Origin of the sequence: Paraburkholderia nodosa DSM 21604 (assembly GCF_000519185.1) — a bacterium.
GTDB lineage: Bacteria > Pseudomonadota > Gammaproteobacteria > Burkholderiales > Burkholderiaceae > Paraburkholderia > Paraburkholderia nodosa.
The window spans coordinates 140,776-162,819 of the sequence record NZ_JAFA01000018.1; the positions used below are offsets into that span (position 1 = coordinate 140,776).

17 protein-coding genes are annotated in these 22,044 nt (G+C 65.9%); 1 reads left to right on the forward strand and 16 read right to left on the reverse strand.

Translation table 11 applies throughout. The features are described 5' to 3' along the window. Window positions 1–14: 14 nt before the first annotated feature. Both A3CW_RS47555 and A3CW_RS0125060 read right to left on the reverse strand, forming a co-directional pair. A complete protein-coding gene (locus A3CW_RS47555; RefSeq protein ID WP_407669765.1) occupies window positions 15–3,581 on the reverse strand; it encodes a sensor domain-containing protein in 3,567 nt (1,188 codons plus the stop codon). A 248-nt stretch (window positions 3,582–3,829) separates the two neighbouring features. Beyond that, a complete protein-coding gene (locus tag A3CW_RS0125060; RefSeq protein ID WP_028206009.1) occupies window positions 3,830–4,312 on the reverse strand; it encodes a nitrate reductase associated protein in 483 nt (160 codons plus the stop codon). A gap of 175 nt (window positions 4,313–4,487) precedes the next feature. Between A3CW_RS0125060 and fdhD the strand changes: the two genes are divergently transcribed. Continuing rightward, on the forward strand, window positions 4,488–5,357 hold the full coding sequence (gene fdhD, locus A3CW_RS0125065; RefSeq protein WP_051481701.1) for a formate dehydrogenase accessory sulfurtransferase FdhD: 870 nt from the start codon (window positions 4,488–4,490) through the stop codon (window positions 5,355–5,357). Between the two features lie 14 nt (window positions 5,358–5,371). On the opposite strand, the gene A3CW_RS0125070 is transcribed toward fdhD, so the two are convergent. From A3CW_RS0125070 to A3CW_RS0125135, 14 genes are all read right to left on the reverse strand, one after another. Beyond that, window positions 5,372–6,142 (reverse strand): enoyl-CoA hydratase, encoded by a 771-nt coding sequence (locus tag A3CW_RS0125070; protein WP_028206011.1) that lies wholly within the window; start codon window positions 6,140–6,142, stop codon window positions 5,372–5,374. A 103-nt stretch (window positions 6,143–6,245) separates the two neighbouring features. Beyond that, entirely contained in the window at window positions 6,246–7,445 is a 1,200-nt protein-coding gene (locus tag A3CW_RS0125075; protein ID WP_028206012.1) for an acetyl-CoA C-acyltransferase, read from the reverse strand. Window positions 7,446–7,479: 34 nt separating this feature from the next. Continuing rightward, window positions 7,480–9,921: a 3-hydroxyacyl-CoA dehydrogenase/enoyl-CoA hydratase family protein gene (locus tag A3CW_RS0125080; protein WP_028206013.1), complete on the reverse strand. Its 2,442-nt coding sequence runs from the start codon at window positions 9,919–9,921 to the stop codon at window positions 7,480–7,482. A 129-nt stretch (window positions 9,922–10,050) separates the two neighbouring features. Further along, complete coding sequence (locus A3CW_RS0125085; protein WP_028206014.1) at window positions 10,051–11,838, reverse strand: acyl-CoA dehydrogenase C-terminal domain-containing protein; 1,788 nt, start codon at window positions 11,836–11,838, stop codon at window positions 10,051–10,053. A gap of 70 nt (window positions 11,839–11,908) precedes the next feature. Next, window positions 11,909–12,508, reverse strand: coding sequence for a TetR/AcrR family transcriptional regulator (locus A3CW_RS0125090; protein ID WP_028206015.1), 600 nt, complete (start codon window positions 12,506–12,508; stop codon window positions 11,909–11,911). Between the two features lie 242 nt (window positions 12,509–12,750). Next, the gene (locus A3CW_RS0125095; protein WP_035513874.1) at window positions 12,751–14,139 is read right to left on the reverse strand and encodes a phospholipase D-like domain-containing protein; all 1,389 of its coding nucleotides are present in this window, start codon (window positions 14,137–14,139) and stop codon (window positions 12,751–12,753) included. A 7-nt stretch (window positions 14,140–14,146) separates the two neighbouring features. Beyond that, window positions 14,147–14,641, reverse strand: a complete 495-nt coding sequence (gene nudB, locus A3CW_RS0125100; protein ID WP_028206017.1) for a dihydroneopterin triphosphate diphosphatase — start codon at window positions 14,639–14,641, stop codon at window positions 14,147–14,149. A 148-nt stretch (window positions 14,642–14,789) separates the two neighbouring features. Next, window positions 14,790–16,595, reverse strand: coding sequence for an aspartate--tRNA ligase (gene aspS, locus A3CW_RS0125105; protein ID WP_028206018.1), 1,806 nt, complete (start codon window positions 16,593–16,595; stop codon window positions 14,790–14,792). A 63-nt stretch (window positions 16,596–16,658) separates the two neighbouring features. Then, a complete protein-coding gene (locus tag A3CW_RS0125110; RefSeq protein WP_028206019.1) occupies window positions 16,659–17,300 on the reverse strand; it encodes a DUF502 domain-containing protein in 642 nt (213 codons plus the stop codon). A 57-nt stretch (window positions 17,301–17,357) separates the two neighbouring features. Continuing rightward, window positions 17,358–17,717 (reverse strand): FmdB family zinc ribbon protein, encoded by a 360-nt coding sequence (locus A3CW_RS0125115; RefSeq protein WP_028206020.1) that lies wholly within the window; start codon window positions 17,715–17,717, stop codon window positions 17,358–17,360. Between the two features lie 218 nt (window positions 17,718–17,935). Continuing rightward, on the reverse strand, window positions 17,936–18,586 hold the full coding sequence (locus A3CW_RS0125120) for a methyltransferase domain-containing protein (protein ID WP_028206021.1): 651 nt from the start codon (window positions 18,584–18,586) through the stop codon (window positions 17,936–17,938). A gap of 27 nt (window positions 18,587–18,613) precedes the next feature. Further along, window positions 18,614–20,191 (reverse strand): ubiquinone biosynthesis regulatory protein kinase UbiB, encoded by a 1,578-nt coding sequence (gene ubiB / locus A3CW_RS0125125; RefSeq protein ID WP_028206022.1) that lies wholly within the window; start codon window positions 20,189–20,191, stop codon window positions 18,614–18,616. Window positions 20,192–20,209: 18 nt separating this feature from the next. Then, window positions 20,210–20,845 (reverse strand): ubiquinone biosynthesis accessory factor UbiJ, encoded by a 636-nt coding sequence (locus A3CW_RS0125130; RefSeq protein WP_028206023.1) that lies wholly within the window; start codon window positions 20,843–20,845, stop codon window positions 20,210–20,212. A gap of 173 nt (window positions 20,846–21,018) precedes the next feature. Then, window positions 21,019–22,041 (reverse strand): Tim44 domain-containing protein, encoded by a 1,023-nt coding sequence (locus A3CW_RS0125135; RefSeq protein ID WP_028206024.1) that lies wholly within the window; start codon window positions 22,039–22,041, stop codon window positions 21,019–21,021. Between the last annotated feature and the right edge of the window lie 3 nt (window positions 22,042–22,044).

Sequence of the window (22,044 nt, forward strand, 5' to 3'; positions counted from 1 at the left end):
CCGTAGCGCGGGGCTCAATCCGTCCACGCGAGCCCGGGCGTTTCCTCGTAGGTCGCGCTCGCGCGCAACAGCGCCGCGGCCTCGTCGCCGGGTAGCGGCGGCGCGAAGAAATAGCCTTGCAGCTCGTCGCACGCGCGCGCGCGCAGGAAGGCGAACTGCGCCGAGGTCTCCACCCCTTCCGCGATCACCTGCAACTGCAGCTCGTGCGCAAGCGCGATGATGGCAGCCGTGATCGTTTCGTCGTCGCTGCTCGTGCCGATGTCGGCCACGAACGAGCGGTCGATCTTGAGCCGGTCCACAGGCAGACGCTTCAGGTAGCTCAGGCTCGAATAGCCGGTGCCGAAGTCGTCGATGGCAATGCCGATGCCCAGCGCGTGCAACTCGTTCAACATCGACACGGCTTCTTCGGCATTGCGCATGAGCGTGCTCTCGGTCAGCTCGATTTCGAGCCAGCAGGCTTCCAGCCCGGTTTCCTGCAGCACGTCCTTCACGAGTTGCGCAATGTCGCGCTGGTGGAACGTCTTCGCCGAGAAGTTCACGGACACGCGCACGGGCGGCAGCCCCGCGAGCTGCCACGCGCGATTCTGCCGGCAGGCCTCGCGCAGCACCCAGTCGGAGAGCGGGCCGATCAGGCCGCTTTCCTCGGCCACGGGAATGAACTGCGCAGGCGAGACGAGCCCCACCTCCGGATCGCGCCAGCGCACGAGCGCCTCCATGCCGATGATGCGCCCGCCCTCGATCTCCACCTGCGGCTGGTAGTGCAGCAGGAACTCGCTGTCGCGCAGCGCCCGGCGCAGGCGCCGCTCCAGATTCAGGCGCGCCCCCACATTCGCGTTCATTTCGGGCTGGAAGAACTGGAACGTGTTGCGGCCCATGTCCTTCGCGCGGTACATCGCGACGTCGGCCTTCTTCATGAGCGTCTCGGCATCGTTGCCGTCCTGCGGGTAGACGCTCGCGCCCATGCTGCAGCCCACATACAGCTCGGTGCCGTCGATCCACACCGGCTCCGAGATCAGCGCGCGCGCCCGCTCCATCCAGCCGATCAGCGACTTCTCGTCGATGGTGTCGGTAAGCACGATCACGAACTCGTCGCCGCCGTGGCGCGCGACCGTGTCGGTCGTGCGCGTGCAGCGCTGGAGCCGCTCGGCCACCACACCCAGCAGCCGGTCGCCCACGCTGTGGCCGAGACTGTCGTTGACGTTCTTGAAGCCGTCGAGGTCGATGAACACCACGGCCACGCCCGTGTCGTGCCGCTGCGCCGCGAGCAGTGCGTGCTGGAGACGGTCGCGCAGCAGGTTGCGGTTGGGCAGCTGCGTGAGGCTGTCGTAGTTCGCCTGGTATTCGAGCTGCTCCTGGTAGCGGATCAGCTCGGTCACGTCGTTGATGATGCCGATGTGATGCGTGATGCGGCCATCGAGATCGGGCACCGGCGCGATCAGCAACTGGTTCCAGAAGAGCGCGCCGTCCTTGCGGTAGTTGCGCAGCACGGCGCTCACTTCGCGATTGGCAAGCAGCGCCTTGCGCACCGCGATGAGTCCGTCCTGATCGCGGTCGTCGCGCTGCAGGAGGCGGCAGTCCTGGCCGATCACCTCGGCCGGATCGAAGCCCGTGATGCGGCGAAACGCCGGATTCGCGTACTCGATCAGATTGCTACCGCCCGGGCCCGGCGCGGTGATCAGAATGGCGTTGACGCACGCGTCGAGCGCGCGGCTTTGCAGGCGCAGCGCGAGGTCGGCGCGCTTGCTTTCGGTGGTGTCCGAGTACGAGCCGAGCACGCCGATCACGCGGCCGTCGCCGTCGAGCAGCGGCAGCTTGCTCGTGAGCGTCGTGCGGTGCAGGCCATCGATCGTGTGGTTGTCCTCGTAGTTGATGCGCGGCAGCCCCGAGTCGATCACCTCGCGGTCCTGTTCGCGCATGCCGTCGGCGTAGGCGCGCCACGGCAGGTCGTCGTCGGACTTGCCGATGATCTGCTCGGGGTACGCAAGGCCTGCGTCGCGCGCGAAGGTCATATTGCAGCCGAGATAGCGCGACTGCGCGTCCTTCCAGAAGATGCGCTGCGGGATGTTGTCGATCACCGACTCGAGCATCTGGTTCGAGCGCTGCGCCTCCGCTTCGGCCTTGATCTGCTCGGTCACGTCGTCGGCGAGCACGAACACGGCGTCGCGGCCGAGGAACGTAAGCGAGTGATGCGAGATGTCGGCGCTGATGATCGAGCCGTCGCGGCGGCGATGGTGCCAGATGCCGGCCATCATGCGCACATTCTGCGTGACCATGTCCGAGCGCGTCAGATGTTGCTCGAGCCGCGAGACGTCCTCGGTGGGACGGATATCGCGGATCGTCATGGTGAGGAACTCTTCCTCGCTGTAGCCGTACTGCTGGATCGCGGCGGCGTTCACGGCGAGAAAGCGCAGCGTCTCGCGGTCGAACACGTACATCGGCACTGGATGCGCGTCGAACAGGCCCTGAAAGCGCTCGCTGCGCAGGCGCATGCCGCTCACGGCGCGCAGCTTCTCGCGGGCGGCGCTCTCGCGCGCGCCGAACGTGTAGATGAGGAGCGTCGCGCCCGCAAGCATCGTCACGATCAGCAGCAACAGCGCGCGGCCGCCCGAGCGCGCCGAGTCGGCGAGCGCGGCGGCGAGCGCCAGATCTTCCGCGCGTTGCAGCGACGCGAGCTGCCCGTCGAGCTGATCCACGAGGTTGTCGATGCGGATGTATTCGCCGGCGAGCCACGCGGCCGTGGCCGGCGCCGGCGTTGCGGCCCCGGCTGCGGGCACTCCGGCGGGCGTTGTCGTTGCCGGGTCAGGCAGCGCAGCGGTCGCCGTGATGGGGTTCTGGGCGCCGTTTGCCGCGCCGCTCTCGACAGCCGGTGCCACCGTGAGCGTGTCCAGCGTCACGGCACTCGCCGCGTCATCCGCCGCGGCGTGCAGCGGCAAGATCGTGCCAGTCACGACATGACCGGCCATGCGCGCGTCTGCGGTGTTTCCGGGTTGAATCGTCTTCGCGGCGGCGGCGTTGCGGGCAAGCGCCTCGCGCGCGCCCCACGGCGCCGCGGGCGAACGCGCGGCATTCGCGGGCATGGCCGTGCCGAACTCCTGGCTGGCCGCACCGTCGGCTGGCAGAGCCTGCGCTGCCGCGGTCCCGCTCGCCACCGCCGCCACGGCCGCCTGCCCGCGCTCGTCGGCGACGCGCTGTTCGGCGCGCGCAAGCGTCACGTCGATCTCGCTCGCCATCGCGCTGGCCTGCCCCGCCAGCGCGTCGAAACGGGCTGCGAGGTCGGCGTTGCCGGCCAGTTCCGCGCGCAGTGAGCGGGCGGTTTCGTCGAGCATGGCGGCGCGCGCGTCGTGCGCGGCGGCTGACTCCGTCTGGCCCTGTGCTGCGAAACGGCCCAGCGCGCTCACGCCGCTGCCAAGCGCATCGCGATAGCGGTCGAGGTCGTGACGGATCGTCGCCGCCTGGCTCGCGCGCAGGTCGATCTCGCGCTGACCGTCGATCTGCGTCCACGCGACAAAAGCGTTCGCGCCAACGGCCGCCGCGACGACGGCCAGATTGATGAGTTGGCGCTTCGAAAAAAGAAGGTTCATGAATGCCGAGCGTCGTTCGCGCCCGCGCCGTGAGCGCGGGATGATGGGTCACGACTGCGCGCGACCGGTCGGCGCCTGACGCGCCAACCCGAAATAACGGCAGGGCCGGCCGGGTCTTGAGGGTAAATGTGGAGAAAGAAGCGGAAAACGACCCGCGGCGGCGCAAGGCAGCCGCGGTTAGCGGGAATCGGGTAGGGATCGGCTATGAATCGTGGCGGGCAGCATCGGCGGGAAACAGCGGCTAAAAATCAGCGCGGCACCGCCAGCCCGAACTCGTGCATCGCCGGCGCGAAGTCGTGATTGCCCTCCGGTTTGCGCGCGAGCTTCGCAAGCACGTAGCGCCGGAACGGGTCGAGCTGCGCCCAGTCTTCGAGGCCGGGCGCCTGCAGGCTGGCAAGCTCGGATTGAAGCGCAATGCCGCCCGGCACCGCGTTCACGTCACGCCAGGCCGGTGCTTCTTCGGGAGCGAACCATTCGGGTTCGACGTTCGCGTGCGTGCGCATCATCTCGAAGAGCGCGTGGTCGAAATTGGGCTCGATTTGCGTGTCCTCGTCCACGGGGAAACACGCCAGCAGCCGGCGGTCCTCATAGGGCAGCAACTGCCATTGCGCGAGAGAAATGCGCAGACCAAAACGATCCAGGTTGAAGCGCACGCACATCGGGATATAGGTGAGGTTTTCCGACGAGTCGACCTCGAACCGGAAAAGCAGCGGAGCTTCGTTCAATGCCATGACGGTATCCTCGCGAGGCGGACATAAGCGCGGGCGGCCCGCTTGAGGTATTTTAGAACCTTCCGCGCGCGGCGCGGCCCCGCTGTCCCCCGGCGGCGCTGCGGTACCGCGCCGCACAAGGACCGATGGAGTTTTGCGCTTGCCCACCTCGACCCGCACCCCAACCCCCACGCCAATGAGCACCGCAAACCGGCCGCAGATCACGACGACGCATCCGCCGACGCATCCCCTCGAAACCGAAGGCCAGCCTGGCGCCATCGAATTGCGCGTGCATCGGCACCGCGGCGGCGGCGTGGAAACGCGTGAGGACCACGTGGGCCAGGAATGGCCCGTCGCGCTCGTCTTCAACGGCATTTCGCACGCGGTCATGATGTGCACGCCGCGCGACCTCGAAGCGTTCGCCGTGGGCTTCGCGATCTCCGAAGGCATCGTCGGGCGCAATGCCGACATTCAGGACATCGAGGTGTACTGGCACGCAGAGTCGGATCTGCCGCACGCCGAAGTCCACTTGACCGTGGTGCAGCAGGCGTTCGTCGAACTCAAGGAAAAGCGCCGCGCACTCGCCGGACGCAGCGGCTGCGGCGTGTGCGGCATCGAGAGCATCGACCTGCTCGATCTCGAACCCGAGCAGGTGCCCGACACGGGCTTCGCCGCGCGCCTCGCACCTGACGCCATCGCGCGCGCCGCACGCGAGTTGCCGCAGCATCAGGCGCTCACGAAACTCACCGGCGGCCTGCACGCGGCCGCCTGGTGCGACGAAAACGGCGCGATCCTGCGCGCCTTCGAGGACGTGGGCCGCCACAACGCGCTCGACAAGCTCATCGGCCAGCTCGTGATGGAGCGCGCCGACACGCAGCAGGGCTTCGTCTTCCTCTCGAGCCGCGCGAGCTACGAACTGGTGCGCAAGGCCGCGCGCGTGGGCATTCCGATGGTCGCGACGATCTCGGCGCCCTCCTCGCTTGCCATCGCCATTGCAAAGCGCGCCGGACTACGGCTCGTGAGCTTTTGCCGCGAGTCCGGGTACGTCGATTACGAAACGGCCTGAAGCGCCGTTAGCGCTCAATCGAACTGCCGGAAATCCGGCCTGCGCTTTTCGAGGAAAGCCGTGAACGCCTCGCGTGCTTCGGGTGCGAGCAGCATCTTGCCGAAGTGCACGAACTCTTCGCTCATGCGCGTCTTGATCTCGTGCGTATCCGCGCGCTTCATGAGCGACTTCGTCACGCGCAGCGACGAGGCGGGCAGCGCCACGAGCTTCGCAAGTTGGCCGCTAACGAACGCGTCGAGTTCGGCCGCCGGCAGCACGCGGTTCACGAAGCCCATGCGATGCGCTTCCGCCGCATCGAAGGTCTCGCCGAGCAGCAGCTTTTCCGCCGCGCCCTGGTGGCCCGCAATACGCGGCAGCAGCAGCGACGAAGCCGCTTCGGGGCACAGCCCGAGTTGCGCGAACGGCACGGCAAAACGCGCGTTGTCGGCCGCGTAGACCATGTCGCAATGCAGCAGCAGCGTCGTCCCCACACCGATCGCCGGCCCTTTCACCGCGGCGACGAGCGGTTTCTCGCAAGCCGCGATGGCGTCGAGAAAGCGGATCACGGGCGAATCGGCGCCCGCGGGCGGCCCCTTCAGAAAGTCTTCGATGTCGTTGCCGGCCGTGAAGATCTCGGCGTGGCCGCGCAGCAGCACCGCGCGCACCGAGGCGTCCTTGTTCGCGCCGGTGAGCGCGTCGGCCATCGCCTGATACATCGCGGGCGTGAGCGCGTTCTTGCGCACGGGCCGGTCGATGGTGATCGTGAGCACGCCGTTTTCGTGTGCTAGCAGGATTTCGTTGCTCATGTGCCTGTCTCCTCGCATCCCAATCGTGATACGAAAAACGGTCCGCAGACCGCGAAGTCTGCGAACCGTGTCGATAACGCCAATGCGCTAATCAGATGAACGCTTACAGCCGCTCGATGATGCCCGCCGCCCCCATGCCGGTGCCGACGCACATCGTCACCATGCCGTACTTGTAGTTGCGGCGGCGCAGGCCGTGCACGACCGTCGAGGCGCGGATCGCGCCCGTCGCGCCGAGCGGGTGGCCGAGTGCAATCGCGCCGCCAAGCGGGTTGATCTTCGAAGGATCGAGGCCGAGATCCTGGATCACGGCCAGCGACTGCGCAGCGAACGCTTCGTTCAGCTCGATCCAGTCGAGATCGTCCTGCTTCAGGCCCGCGGCCTTGAGCGCCGCGGGAATCGCTTCCTTCGGACCGATGCCCATGATCTCCGGCGGCACGCCGCGCACCGCGAAACTCACGAAACGCGCGAGCGGCGTGAGGTTGAACTGCTTGAGGATCTTCTCGGAGACGACGATCAGCGCGCCCGCGCCATCCGAAGTCTGCGAGCTGTTGCCGGCCGTGACCGAGCCCTTGTTCGCGAATACCGCGCGCAGTTTCGCGAGGCCTTCGAGCGTGGTATCGGCACGCGGGCCTTCGTCGAGTTCGATCAGGCGCTCCTTCACCTTCACTTCGCCCGAGGCGAGATCCGGGAAACGCTCGACGAGCGTGTACGGCGCGATTTCGTCCTTGAACTCGCCGGCCTGCTGCGCGGCAAGCGCGCGGCGGTGCGATTCGACCGAGAACGCGTCCTGCGCCTCGCGGCTCACCTTCCAGCGCTCCGCGACTTTCTCGGCCGTGAGGCCCATGCCGTAAGCAATGCCAATGTCTTCGTTGCGATCGAAGATATGCGGCGAGAGCGACGGCTTGTTGCCCATCATCGGCACCATGCTCATCGACTCGCAGCCGCCCGCGATCATCGCGTCGGACTCGCCCACGCGGATACGGTCCGCGGCCATGGCGAGCGCCGTGAGGCCCGATGCGCAGAAGCGGTTGACGGTCACGCCGCCCACGCTCTGCGGCAGCCCCGCGAGCAGCGCGCCGATCCGCGCCACGTTCAGGCCCTGCTCGGCCTCGGGAATCGCGCAGCCGACGATGGCGTCTTCGATCACGCTCGTGTCAAGGCCGGGCACCTGCGCGACGGCCGACTTGATTGCGTGAACCAGCAGCTCGTCCGGGCGGGTGTTCCTGAACACGCCGCGCGGCGCCTTGCCGATGGGCGTGCGGCTCGCGGCGACGATGTATGCGTCCTGCAACTGTTTGCTCATCTCTTACTCCAGTATCTGGTGTGCGTCGTGCCGCTTAGTTGCGCACCGGCTTGCCGGTTTGCAGCATGCCCATGATGCGTTCCTGCGTCTTCTGCGTGCCGAGCAGATCGACGAAGGCGCGGCGCTCGAGCTTGAGCAGCCATTCTTCGTCGACCAGACTGCCCGCCTCGACGTCGCCGCCGCACACCGCTTCCGCGATGCGGCTCGCGATCAGGAAGTCGTGGTCGCTGATGAAGCGGCCGTCGCGCATGTTCACGAGCGATGCCTTGATGGTCGAGATCGCCGAGCGGCCCGCCACCGGAATCTGCGTCGCGCGCAGCGGCGGGCGGTAGCCCGCGGCGGAGAGTGCGCGCGCTTCCTTTTTCGCCGTGTCGAGCAGTTCGAACACGTTGAAGACGATCGTGTCCGAAGGCTTCAGGTAGCCCATTGCGCGTGCTTCGTGCGCCGAGGCCGAAACCTTCGCCATCGCCGCGTTTTCGAACGACTTCTGCAGGAACCGGAGCAGATCGCTCGGTGCCGCGCCGATCGCCTGTGCGCCTTCGGCTGCGCGAATCGCCGCCTCCTTCAGGCCGCCGCCAGCAGGCACGAGACCCACGCCCACTTCCACGAGGCCGACATAGCTCTCGACGTGCGCCACACGCTTCGCGCTTTGCAGCATGATTTCGCAGCCGCCGCCGAGCGCGATGCCCGACACCGCCGTGATCACCGGCACGTTCGCGTACTTCACGCGCAGCATCGTGTCCTGGAACTTCTTCACGAACGGCCCGATGCCCTTCGCCCCGCCCATCATGAACGCGGGCATCGCCTCTTCGAGGTTCGCGCCAGCCGAGAACGGACCACCGGGCGCGCCGAGCTTGAGCGACGTCGGTTGCCAGATCACGAGGCCCTTGTAGCCGTCTTCCGCGATGTCGATGGCCTTCACGAGGGAGTCGAGCAGGGCCGGGCCCATCGTGTTCATCTTGCTCTTGTACGAGACGATGACGACGTCGTCCTCGCCCGCGCGGTCGTCCACCCAGGCGCGCAGGTTGTCGTTCTCGAACAGCGTCTTGCCGTAGGTCTTTGGATCGCGTGCGCTCGTTTCACCGAACAGCGCCGCACGGAACACCTGACGCTCGTACACCGGCAGCGTCGAACGCGGCACGAAGCGCGCCGCAGCGGGCGACCACGAACCCTCCGCACCGTGCACGCCGCCGTTAGCGGCGACCAGGCCTTCGAACACCCAGGCGGGCAGCGGTGCATTCGACAGCGCCTTGCCCGCGTCGATGTCTTCCTTCACCCACTCGGCGACCTGCTTCCAGCCCGCGGCCTGCCAGCCTTCGAACGGACCTTCGTTCCAGCCGAAGCCCCAGCGGATCGCGAGATCGACGTCGCGCGCGTTGTCTGCGATCGACTGCAGATGCACGCCGATGTAGTGGAACACGTCGCGGAAGATCGACCACAGGAACTGCGCCTGCGGGTGCTGCGTTTCGCGCAGCAGCTTCAGGCGCTCGGCGGGCGGACGCTTGAGGATGCGGCCCACCAGCTCGTCGGCCTTGCCGCCGCCGTCGACGTACTCGCCCGTGTTGGCGTCGAGCACCTTGATCGACTTGCCTTCCTTGCGATAGAAACCGCCGCCCGTCTTCTGGCCGAGCGCGCCCTTCGCCACGAGACCCGCGAGCACGGCCGGCGTCTCGTACACAGGGAAGAACGGATCGTCCTTCAGGTTGTCCTGCATCGTTTTGATGACGTGCGCCATCGTGTCGAGACCCACGACGTCCGCTGTGCGGAACGTCGCCGACTTCGCGCGGCCAAGGCGCGCGCCCGTGAGGTCATCGACTTCGTCGAAACGCAGACCGAACTTCTTCGCCTCGGCGATCACCGCGAGGATCGAGAACACGCCCACACGGTTCGCGATGAAGTTCGGCGTATCCTTCGCGCGCACCACGCCCTTGCCCACCACGCTCGTGAGGAACGATTCGAGCTGGTCGAGGATTTCGGGCTTCGTTTGCGACGTCGGAATCAGCTCGACGAGGTGCATGTAGCGCGGCGGGTTGAAAAAGTGCACGCCGCAGAAGCGCGCCTTCAACGCATCGTCGAAGCCATGCGAGAGTTCGGTGATCGACAGGCCCGAGGTGTTGGTCGCAAAAATCGCGTTCGGGCCGAGGTGCGGCGCAACCTTCTTGTAGAGGTCGTGCTTCCAGTCCATACGCTCGGCGATCGCCTCGATCACCACGTCGCATTCCGCGAGCTTCGCGATGTCGTCTTCGTAGTTCGCGGGCGTGATGTATTGCGCGTCGTCCTTCACGCCGAACGGCGCGGGCGAGAGCTTCTTGAGCGTCTCGATCGCCTTCAGCGCGATGGCGTTTTTCGGGCCTTCTTTCGCGGGCAGATCGAACAGCAGCACGGGCACGCGGGCGTTGATCAGGTGCGCGGCGATCTGCGCGCCCATCACGCCGGCGCCGAGCACGGCCACCTTGCGAATATTGAGGTTGCTCACGTTGTTCCTCCAGCGGGTATGCAATGTCGAGCGGATTGAGGTGTGGGGGCGGCGTGCCTCAGCGGCCGCCGCCTCTGGACATCGTGTTGACGGGGCGCGCGCCTTTGAAAAGCGCGCGCCCGTTGGCTTTTAGAACAGCGCTTCGTCGACTTCCATCAGCGTCTTCGAACCCGCGCGCGCCTGGCGAATCGACGTGGCGGTTTCGGGCAGCAGCTTCGCGAAGTAGAAGCGCGCCGTGGCCAGCTTCGACTTGTAGAACGGATCGCCCGAGCTTTCCTTGTCGAGCGCGATGCGCGCCATGCGTGCCCAGAAGTAGGCGAACACGAGGTGGCCCGCCGTGCGCAGATACGGCACCGCGGCCGCGCCCACTTCGTCCGGGTTCTGCATCGCCTTCATGCCGATTTCCATCGTGAGCTTCTGCATCTTGTCGCCGATGTCGGCGAGCGGATTCACGAACTCCTGCATTTCCGGCTTGATGCCTTCGGCTTCGACGAAATCCGTCACGAGCTTGCCGAACTTCTTGAGCTTCGCGCCCATGTCGCCCAGCACCTTGCGGCCCAGCAGGTCGAGCGACTGGATCGTGTTGGTGCCTTCGTAGATCTGGTTGATACGCGCGTCGCGCACGTACTGCTCCATGCCCCACTCGGCGATGAAGCCGTGGCCGCCGAACACCTGCATGCCGAGGTTGGTGCTCTCGAAGGCGTTGTCGGTGAGGAAGGCCTTGATGATCGGCGTGAGCAGCGCGACGAGGTCGCCGGCTTCCTTGCGCTCGCTTTCGTCGCCGTGCGAGAGTTCCTTGTCGATCTGCAGCGCCGACCAGTACGTGAAGGCGCGCGCGCCTTCGGCCCAGGCCTTCTGCGTGAGCAGCATGCGGCGCACGTCCGGATGCACGATGATCGGGTCCGCGGCCTTTTCAGGCGCCTTCGGGCCGGTCAGCGCGCGCATCTGCAGACGCTCCTTCGCATACACGAGGGAGTTCTGGTAAGCGACTTCGGTGAGACCGAGACCTTGCATGCCGACGCCCAGACGCGCGGCGTTCATCATCACGAACATGGCGTTCAAGCCCTTGTTCGGTTCGCCGACGAGCCAGCCCTTCGCGCCGTCGAGATTCATCACGCAAGTCGCGTTGCCGTGAATGCCCATCTTGTGCTCGATCGAGCCGCACTTGATGCCGTTGCGCTCGCCCACTTCGCCCGCTGCCGTGGGGATGAACTTCGGCACGACGAACAGCGAGATGCCCTTGGTTCCCGGCGGCGCATCAGGCAGACGCGCGAGCACGAGGTGGATGATGTTCCCGGCCATGTCGTGCTCACCGCTCGAGATGAAGATCTTCGTGCCGGTGATCGCATACGAGCCGTCGCCGTTCGGCTCGGCCTTCGTGCGCAGGATGCCGAGGTCGGTGCCGCAGTGCGGCTCGGTCAGGCACATCGTGCCGGTCCACACGCCTTCGACGAGCTTCGGCAGATAGGCCTTCTGGAGTTCGGGCGTGCCGTGTGCATGCAGACACTCGTAGGCGCCATGCGAGAGACCCGGGTACATGGTCCACGCCTGGTTCGCCGAGTTCAGCATTTCGTAGAGTGCGTTGTTCACGAACGCGGGCAGGCCCTGGCCGCCGTATTCGGGATCGCAGCCGAGCGCGGGCCAGCCGGCTTCGACGTATTGCCTGTACGCTTCCTTGAAACCAGCCGGCGTGGTGACGACGCCGTCGCCGGCGTAGGTGCAGCCTTCACGGTCGCCGACCTGGTTCAGCGGAAACAGCACCTCGGAGCAGAATTTGCCGGCTTCTTCGAGCACCTGGTTGATGGTGTCGGCGTCGAGGTCGGCGTGCTTCGGCATCTGCTTCACTTCGCCTTCCACGTTCAGCAGTTCGTGCAGAACGAACTGCATGTCGCGCAGCGGCGCGGTGTACTGTCCCATGTCTTCTCTCCAAAATTTGAGCTTCGGGTCCCTCGCGCGCCGCCGCGACTTCGATGTTGCGGCCTGGGCGCTACTGGGTCTCGCTCTGATACGAAACAATCAGCTTCTCGAACGCGGCCCACGTATGCTCGACCGCGTCCGGCAGATGCAGGAAGCGGCCGTCATGATGCAGGCCGAGCGTCACGCTATACAGTTCGAAGAGCATCAGCGCGGGATCGGTCTCCTTGCGCAAATGGCCTTCTTCGATCGCCTGCGAAATGGCCCTCAGGAGCGCCGCGCGCCACATCGACACGCTCGCGACGAGCGTCTCGCGCACCTGGCTGTCGGCGCGGTCGTCGTACTCGACGGCGCCGCTGATGTAGATGCAGCCAGTCGTGACTTCGTGAATGCGCTTCTCGAACCATCGCGACAGCATCGCACGCAGACGCGGCAAACCGCGTGGCTCGCGCAAACTCGGAAAGAAGACTTCTTCCTCGAATCGACGGTGGTACTCGCGCACCACCTCGACCTGCAGGTCTTCCCGAGACCCGAAGTGAGCGAAGACGCCACTCTTGCTCATCTGCATGCGCTCGGCGAGCAGGCCGATGGTCAGGCCTTCAAGGCCATCGCGACCTGCCAGGTCGAGTGCTGCGTCCAGAATGGCGGCTCGTGTCTGTTCGCCTTTTCGCATAGCTTTCTTTACCGTAACGATGTGGCCGCGATGTCGCTGTCAACTGCTCATTAACTGCTTACATCTGGGCCTGAATTAAATCGAACGGCCGTACTATTGTTGAGGACAGCCGTCCGCGAAACAAGGACTTTATTAGAAACCGATTTCTAACCGGTACTCTAATTTTCGGGGTTCGGGCGCCGCGCGCAAGCCGACATTCTCTCGATTGCACGTGCGCTGATTCGTATGGCAGCGTTCTGTTTCTAATCGTAGCCGCCCACGGTGATCAGCTTCATGAGCGCACGATAGAACGCCCAGGCGAGCCAGTTCACGGCGCGCACGTGCCACGGCCGCGCCTCATAACGCGCGCGGTCGATCTGCGCGGCGTCGCCAAACGCCGTGAGGATCTCGCCGCGCAGCTGTTCGATCTGCGGATGCTGCACGAGCAGCACGTTGGCCTCGTTGTTGAGCACGAGGCTGAGCGCATCGAGGTTCGAGGAACCCACAGTGCCCCAGCTCGAATCGACGACGGCCACCTTGCCGTGGAGCATCGTTTTCTCGTACTCAGCAATCTGCACGCCCGCGCTCAAGAGCTGGTGATAGAGGAACGGCACTCCGTAGTCGAGCACCTTGAATTCCTTTCGTCCGACCAGAAGCTTGACCGCCACCCCGCGCTCCGCGGCGCTCACGAGCGCGCGTCGCAGCCGCCGGCCCGGCATGAAGTACGGATTGGCGAGCAGCACCTCCTTGCGCGCCTCGCCGATGGCGTCGAGATAAGCCTTTTCGATGGCGCGCCGGTTCACCACGTTGTCGCGCGCGACGAACGCCACGCAGGGCACCTGCGCCGCGCGCGGATCGCGCACGCTCGCGCGCAGGCGCTCGCGCAGACGCGTGAAGAAGCGTTTCGCGCGCGACGAGCGCACGGTGGGCGCAAGCGCGCGCAGCGCGTCGTCGACGATCTGCGTGGGGCGCCCCACCGTGTGACCGGTGGGATGTGGCGACATGAAGCCCGCGCTCGCGGGCACGCCGGGCGAAAGCTGCTGGGGCAGCGGCGGCCGGTAGCCGAGCCGGATACGCCGCCACTGCTGCTCGATCGCGAGGCGCACGTCCACGACCACCGGGCCATACAGCTCGACGGCGAAATCCCAGCGCGCGTACGGCAGCCGGTGGCCGTCCTGCTCGAAATCGTCGATCACGTTGATGCCGCCGCAAAAGGCGAACTGGTCGTCGATCACGGCGAGCTTGCGGTGCGTGCGCGAAAAGCCGAAGCGCCCGAAGATGTGCGGGTTGTAGACGCGGTGCTCCACCCCCGCGCCCGGCCAGGTCTCGAACAGCGCAATGCGCGGCGAGCCGATGCCGTCGGTGATCACGCGCACGCGCACGCCGCGCGCCGCCGCACGCGTGAGCGCGTCGGAGAGCGCACGGCCGATGTCGTCGTCGCAGAAGATATAGGTTTCGAGCGCGACGTCGCGCACGGCGGCGTCGATGCGTTCGATCATCGCGCCGAACAGACCGGCGCTCGAGCCGAACAGGCGCACGTCGTTGCCGCTCGTGAAGCGATAGCGCGAACGATAGCGCCGGCCAAGCAGCGCCTCGCGCAGCCTCACCAGGCGCTGCGATTCAATGCCGGGATCGGTACTGGTTTCGCTCATGTTGCGCTCACCCGCGTCCCTCACATCCTTCGCGCCCTTCGCGTAGCCGCATGGGCAGTTGCAGAATGGCCTCGCGGTTCGACCACGAGAAGCACTTCGCCGCCGCCTGCTCGTAGGGCAGCCATACATACGCCGTATGCTCGCGCGGCGCGAGCGTGACGACGGTGCCCGTGGGCACTTCCAGGCTGAACCAGTGCTCGGTGTTGCGCGTGACGCCGGGCGCATAGCGATGGCGCCACACGGGATAGATTTCGTACTCGATCTCGTGGTGCCAGTCGAGCAGCGCCGCCTGCGGAACGCCCACCGCGCCGACAGCAATACCCGTCTCCTCGCCCACCTCGCGCACGGCGGTTTCGGTGAACGGCTCGCCTGGGCGATCTTTCGAGCCGGTGACCGACTGCCAGAAACCCGGGCGGTCGGCGCGTTCGATGATCAGGACCTCCAGTTGCGGCGTATGGATGACGACGAGTACGGATTCCGGAATCTTCGGCGGCTTCTGCATGGTGTTGGAGCGTGGGGAGGAACGCGCGCTGCGCGCTTGCGGCGCGTCTAAAGGTAATTTAACGCAAAAAGCAAAAAAGGCGCACGATGCGCCTTTTTTGTTGTTGCGATGCAAAAGTCCTGACGGGCCTTCGCAGACGGAGTGCGGCTTACTGCGCCGTCTTCTGCTCGGGCTGACGCAGACGGATGTGCAGTTCGCGCAGCTGGCGCTCGTCCACCGGGCTCGGGGCCTGCGTAAGCAGGTCCTGCGCGCGTTGCGTCTTCGGGAACGCGATCACGTCGCGGATCGAATCGGCGCCGGCCATCATCGTGACGATGCGGTCCAGACCGAACGCGATACCGCCATGCGGCGGCGCGCCGTATTGCAGCGCGTCGAGCAGGAAACCGAACTTCGCGCGGGCTTCTTCCGCATTGATCTTGAGCGCGCGGAACACCTTGCTCTGCACGTCTTCCTGATAGATACGCACCGAGCCGCCGCCGATTTCCCAGCCGTTCAGCACCATGTCGTAAGCCTTGGCGAGGCATCGGCCCGGATCCGTTTCGAGGTATGCCAGGTGCTCGTCCTTCGGGCTCGTGAACGGGTGGTGCGCGGCCACGTAGCGGTTTTCTTCCTCGTCGTACTCGAACATCGGGAAGTCGACCACCCACAGCGGCTTCCAGCCCTTCTCGACGAGGCCGTTGGCCTTGCCGAACTCCGAGTGGCCGATCTTCAGGCGCAGTGCGCCGAGGCTGTCGTTCACGACCTTCGCGCGGTCTGCCGCGAAGAAGATGATGTCGCCGTCTTGCGCGCCGGTACGCTCGAGGATCGCGGCAATTGCGGCGTCGTGCAGGTTCTTGACGATCGGGCTTTGCAGACCGTCACGGCCCTTCGCGGCTTCGTTGACCTTGATCCACGCGAGACCCTTCGCGCCGTAAATACGCACGAATTCCGTGTAGCCGTCGATGTCGCCGCGCGACAGCTCGCCGCCCTTCGGCACGCGCAGCGCCGCGACGCGGCCGTCCTTCGTGTTGGCCGGTGCGCTGAACACCTTGAAGTCGACGTCCTTCATCGCGTCGGTCAGTTCGGTGAATTCGAGCTTCACGCGCAGGTCCGGCTTGTCCGAACCGAAGCGGCTCATGGCTTCCGAGTACGGCATGACCGGGAACTTCGCGTCGAGCTCGACATCGATCGTTTCCTTGAACACGTGACGCGCCATGTCCTCGAACAGATCGCGGATTTCCTGCTCGCCGAGGAACGACGTTTCGCAGTCGATCTGCGTGAATTCGGGCTGACGGTCGGCGCGCAGGTCTTCGTCGCGGAAGCACTTGACGATCTGGTAGTAGCGATCGAAGTTCGCCACCATCAGGAGCTGCTTGAAGAGCTGCGGCGACTGCGGCAGCGCGAAGAACTGACCCGGGTTCGTACGCGACGGCACGAGGTAGTCGCGCGCGCCTTCCGGCGTGCTCTTCGTGAGCATCGGCGTTTCGATGTCGATGAAGCCGAGCGCGTCGAGATACTTGCGCACGGCCATCGTCACGCGGTAGCGCAGACGCAGGTTGTGCTGCATCTGCGGACGGCGCAGGTCGAGCACACGATGCGTGAGGCGCGTGGTTTCCGAGAGGTTGTCGTCGTCGAGCTGGAACGGCGGCGTGACCGACGCGTTGAGCACCACGATTTCGTGGCACAGCACTTCGATCTTGCCGCTCGTGAGGTTCGCGTTGACCGTGCCTTCCGGACGATTGCGAACGAGACCCTTTACCTGCACGCAGAACTCGTTGCGCACGCCTTCGGCGATCTTGAACATTTCCGCGCGGTCCGGATCGCAGACGACCTGAACGAGGCCCTCGCGGTCGCGCAGGTCGATGAAGATGACGCCGCCATGGTCGCGGCGGCGCTGCACCCATCCGCACAGCGAAACAGTTTGGCCCAGCAGCTGTTCGGTCACCAGACCGCAGTATTCAGATCTCATCGACATGATGTTCGTCTTTCGTTATGCATGAATGAACGGGAGCGGCGCGCAGCAGCGCGTCGTCCGGTATTAAAGCGGAGGATCGATGGGGCGGCGTGGTGAGGTTGTCGGCGCGACCACGCCCATCGAAACAATATACTTGAGCGCGGCGTCGACGGTCATGTCCAGCTCGACCACCTCGCTCTTTGGCACCATCAGGAAAAAGCCCGACGTCGGATTCGGCGTAGTCGGGACATACACGCTCACGTGATCTTCCTGCAGGTGGTTGACCACGTCGCCGCCGGGAATGCCGGTGAGAAACGCGATCGTCCACGAACCCTTGCGCGGGTACTCGATCAGGAGCGCTTTGCGAAATGCATTGCCGTTGCTCGAAAGCAGTGTATCGGAAACCTGCTGGATGCTGCCGTACAGCGGTCCGATGATCGGAATGCGGCGCACCAGCGCGTTCCACCACTCCACCAGCTTCTGGCCGATGAAGTTGTGCGTGAGCAGACCGACCCCGAAGATGAACGCGAGCGTAAGCACCGCGCCGAGTCCCGGCAGGCGCACACCGAACATGCGCTCCGGCCGCCACGATTCGGGCAGCAGCAGCAGCGTCTGATCCATCGTGCCGATGACGAGGTTCAGCACCCACAGCGTGATGGCCAGCGGCACCAGCACCAGCAGGCCGGTCAGGAATACCGATTTGAACGTCGCTTTCTTGATCGTCATGTACACCGCCAAGCGCGGCGCCTCTCCCTGGGATTGCAGGAATCGCGCCGCAGGTTTTCAGGTCGAGGCTGCCGGGCTGGGCGTGCTCGCTGGGGTGCTCGCGGCAGGCGCCGCTGCGTTCGAATCGCTGGAAGCGCTCGCGGCGCCCTCGCCGGCCGGCTTGCTGGCCTCCGACGGCGGCGCGTTTTCGCCAGCCTCCTTCGCGCCGGTCGCCGCGCCGCTCTTGCCGCCGTTGCCGCCGCGGAAATCGGTGACGTACCAGCCCGAACCCTTCAGCTGGAAGCCCGCCGCGGTGACCTGCTTGCGAAATGTGTCCGCGCCGCAGCTCGGGCACTGCGTCAGGGGCGCATCGCTCATCTTTTGGAGCACGTCCTTGTCGAAGCCGCACGACTCGCAGCGATAAGCGTAGATCGGCATGATCTCTATCCTGATGAAAATCTGATAATTGCTTGCAAAGCCTTGAATTATAGCCGCAAACCAGGATCGCCCCTGGCATTTACCGGGGTTGGGTATCCAGCGCAGAGGGTCGGAGGGTTGCGGCCGCCTCAAGTCAGATGAGGGCAGGTTGTGCGCACATCAAGAGCGCGCGCGGCCATGCAAGGCGCCGCGCGCATGGCGCGAGCGCCTGAGGCAGCTCAAACGGGCGACGGCGCGACGTCGTTGCGGCGCCACACGAGCCAGCGCTCGCGCCCGACGAACACGGGCAGCGAGTCGGTCACGGGCTGATCGTCGGCCAACGTGAAGTATGGCGTGAGCAAGGCGTCGAGTTCGTCGCGCGCGATGGCGAACGGCGGCCCTTTGGGCGTCTCGCCAATAAAGAAGTAGCCCGCGAGCAACGCGCCGGGCTGCAACAGCTGGGCCATGCGGGTGGCGTAGCTCGCGCGCTGCGCTTTGGGCAGCGCGCACAGGAACGCGCGCTCGAACACCCAGGCCGGCGTGAACGGCGGCGTGTAGGCGTAGAAGTCCGCCTCTTCGACGACACCCGCGTACTGCCCCAGCGCCGTACGCGCGCTCGCGACCGCGGCCGGCGCGAAGTCGATGGCGCGCACCGCGCGGCCGCGCTCGGCGAGCCAGCGTGCCTCCCAGGCGTTGCCGCAGCCCGGAATCAGCACGGCGGCCTCAGGGTGCGCTGTGGCGAAAGCTTCGAACTGGCGCTGGACGCCCGCCTGATCCCACGGCGTGAAGCCGCGCGCGAAGCGCTCGTCCCAGAACGAGGGCGACGCCGGGTCGCGGGTTTCGAACTCGGGCACTTCGCCCGGTTGCGGCGGCAGGGTCGGGTCGCTCATCGTCTCACTCCTTGTTCTCGTGGTCCGTCAGCCGCCGTAGGCGAACGCGAGCCACACGCGCGCGGCCACCATGCCCACGCCCACGGCCACGCCGAACACGAGCAGGCCCTGCAGCAGGCGATTCGTGCGGCGTTGCTCGGCGAGCATCGCGCGAATCGTCTCGTCGTTCGCGAAACCGCCCGGCTCCTGGCGGTGCAGCAGCGCCTGGTGCACGAGGCGCGGCAATTGCGGCAGCGTCTTGCTCCATTGCGGCGCTTCGATCTTGAAGCGCTCGTACCAGCCGCGCAGGCCGATCTGCTCGGTCATCCAGCGCTCGAGATAAGGCTTCGCCGTTTTCCAGAGATCGAGCTCCGGATCGAGCGAGCGCCCGAGGCCCTCGACGTTGAGCATGGTCTTTTGCAGCAGCACGAGCTGCGGCTGGATTTCCACGTTGAAGCGCCGCGAGGTCTGGAAGAGGCGCAGCAGCACCTGACCGAGCGAAATGTCCTTCAGCGCCCGGTCGAAATACGGTTCGCACACGGCGCGAATCGCGCTTTCCAGCTCTTCCACGCGCGTATGGGGCGGCACCCACCCCGATTCGATATGCAGCGTCGCCACGCGGTGATAGTCGCGCTTGAAGAACGCGAGAAAGTTCTGCGCGAGGTAGTTCTTGTCGAAGTCCGACAGCGCGCCGACGATGCCGAAATCGAGCGCGATATAGCGGCCGAAATGCGCGGGATCGAGACTCACCTGTATGTTGCCGGGGTGCATGTCGGCGTGAAAGAAGCCGTCGCGGAACACCTGCGTGAAGAAGATCTCCACGCCCTCGCGCGCGAGCTTCGGAATGTCCACGCCCGCCGCCCGCAGCTTGTCCACCTGGCTGATCGGCACGCCGACCATGCGCTCCATCACGAGCACGTTGGCCGTGCTGAATTCCCAGTACATTTCCGGCACGAGCAACAAGTCGAGGCCCGCGAAATTGCGGCGCAACTGGCTGCCGTTGGCGGCTTCGCGCATCAGGTCGAGCTCGTCGTGCAGGTACTTGTCGAATTCGGCCACCACTTCGCGCGGCTTCAGGCGCTTGCCGTCGGCCCACAGGCGCTCGGCCCACACGGCGATGTCGCGCAGCAGCGCGAGGTCGGAATCGATCACCGGACGCATGTTCGGGCGCAGCACCTTGATCGCCACCGGCTTGCCCGCGTGCTGGCCCGACTTCACCTTGGCGAAGTGCACCTGGGCAATCGACGCGCTCGCCACCGGCACGCGTTCGAACTCGTCGAAGATCGCGTCGACCGGCGCACCCAGCGACTTTTCGATCAGGCCGATCGCCACGGTCGATTCGAACGGCGGCACCTGGTCCTGCAGCTTGGCAAGTTCGTTGGCGATATCGGGCGGCAGCAGGTCGCGGCGCGTAGACAGCACCTGGCCGAATTTCACGAAGATCGGGCCGAGGCTTTCCAGCGCGAGACGCAGACGCAAGCCGGGCGGGTCGTCGAAGCGACGACCGATCGTGGTGATGCGCAGGAGCAGCGCCACACGCCGGTCGTTGATCCGGCTCAACATCATCTCGTCCAGGCCGAAGCGGATGACGGTGAAGAAAATCTTGAGGAAACGCAGAAAACGCATGTCTGGGGGGCCTGTTGACTAGCGCGAGCCGCGCGGCGCAGCGCTTTGGCTCCCGCCGCTGGCCAGTGATTTTTGTTCGAGCCGCTCGATGCGCTTTTCCACGCGTGCCAGCGCATCGCGTGCGCGCGACAGTTCTTCATTGAAGCCGTCGAGTTCGGCGCGCCGCACGAGCTGCGGATTTTCGTCGAGCAGATATTCCGTGACCGAGCCGAACACGTTGCGCCCGGTGCGCAGGGCCTGCTCGCCCGCGGCGCGCGCGAGCGTGGCGATGCGTGAAGCCGGCGCGTCGCCAATCAGCTTCGCGAGGTCCTCTTCGGGCTCCCAGCGCAGATGCTCGGCGAGCTTGCCGATGACCTGGGCAAACTCGGCATCGCCCTCGATCTTCACGTGTTTCATCACGGCCGCCTGGCCGCCCTGCACGAACGACGAGAGCGCGCCTGCGGGCAGCGACAGCGTCACATCGACGTCGCCTGCATCGTGGTCCTCGACCGCGCCCAGATAGCCGTCCGGCTGCACGAGCAGCGTGAGCACGATGGGCGGGCATGTGAGACGGGCCGTCTTGCCGGCATAAGGGGCGAGACGCTCACGGGCCCACGTTTCGCGGGCGAGCAGGTGATTGACGGCAGCGGCGAAGGGCTTGGCGGCAAGAGTCATCGGCATGGAATAAGAAAACCCGCTCGGGCACAAGCCCGGGCGGGTTCCTATTGTAACGTTCGAGCCACAGGATCGCGCCGCCGTCCTGCCCTGTCCAATGCCGCGCGGCCGCTCGAAGGCGCCACACTCCGTGATCTGAATCAAATCACGAGACGCGCGGCCCCAGTGCTGGCTCAGTGAGATTCGACCTGCTGGATGCCCGCGAGCAGCCAGCCTTCGCCCGAGGTGCGCGACTTCGAGAGATTCCACACCTCGACGAACGGTGCGGCCGGCTCGCCCATGGCTTCGCGAATCAGGCCGGAGAAGCGTACGCTCGCAAGGTACTCGCTGCCGCGCTCTTCCACGCCGAGCAGGTCCGCGTTGAGCTGCACGACGTCGGTCTGGTTGGACTGCGCGCCGCGCCCCGCGAGATCGACGCGGATTTCGGCGAACATCTCGGGCGTCGTGAATTCGCGGATGTCGTCCATGTTGCCGGCGTCCCACGCGGCCTGCAGGCGCACGAAGTAGACCTTCGCGTTACGCACGAAGGCTTCCGTGTCGAAGCCGGCCGGAATTGACGCGACGTCAGCAGCAGGCGTGTCGATGTGCGGCGTGCTCAGCGGATTGGCTTCAGGCGCGAGGTACTGCCCCGTGGGCGGCGCGGTGTAGCGCGGCTCCTGCGGCTGATATCCGCCCGATGACGAGTTCAGGCTGTTCGACGAGTACCCGCCCTGGTACGCGGGTTCCGCGGCACGGCGGCGGCTCATGAACTTGCGGATCAGCCAGACGGCGATAAAGGCGATGATCGCGATTACGATCATGTTGGCCATCATGCCGGCAAACGCCTCGCCAAGACCGAAGTGCGAAAGCAGCGCGGCGATGCCGAGACCGGCCGCGAGGCCCGCGATCGGCCCAAGCCAGCGATTGCGCGCCGGTGCGGGCGCAGGCGTGGGAGCCGGCGTGCCGGGAGCGCGCTGGGCCCCGGCCTGCTGCGCGGGATTCGTGGGACTGGGCTGGGCCGGCGGCGGCGTGGTGCTGCGCTGCGAGGCCACCGACGACTGCTTGCCGAAACTGCGGCCGCCACCCATGCGGCGAGCCTCCGCATCGAACGACGCGAGGCTGCCGGCAATCATCACGCCGGCAAGAGCCAGGACGCCGATTCGTCTGGCCCATGACGATGAAAGCTTTTTGGAAGCATCGATTCGGGGCTCAGACATGGT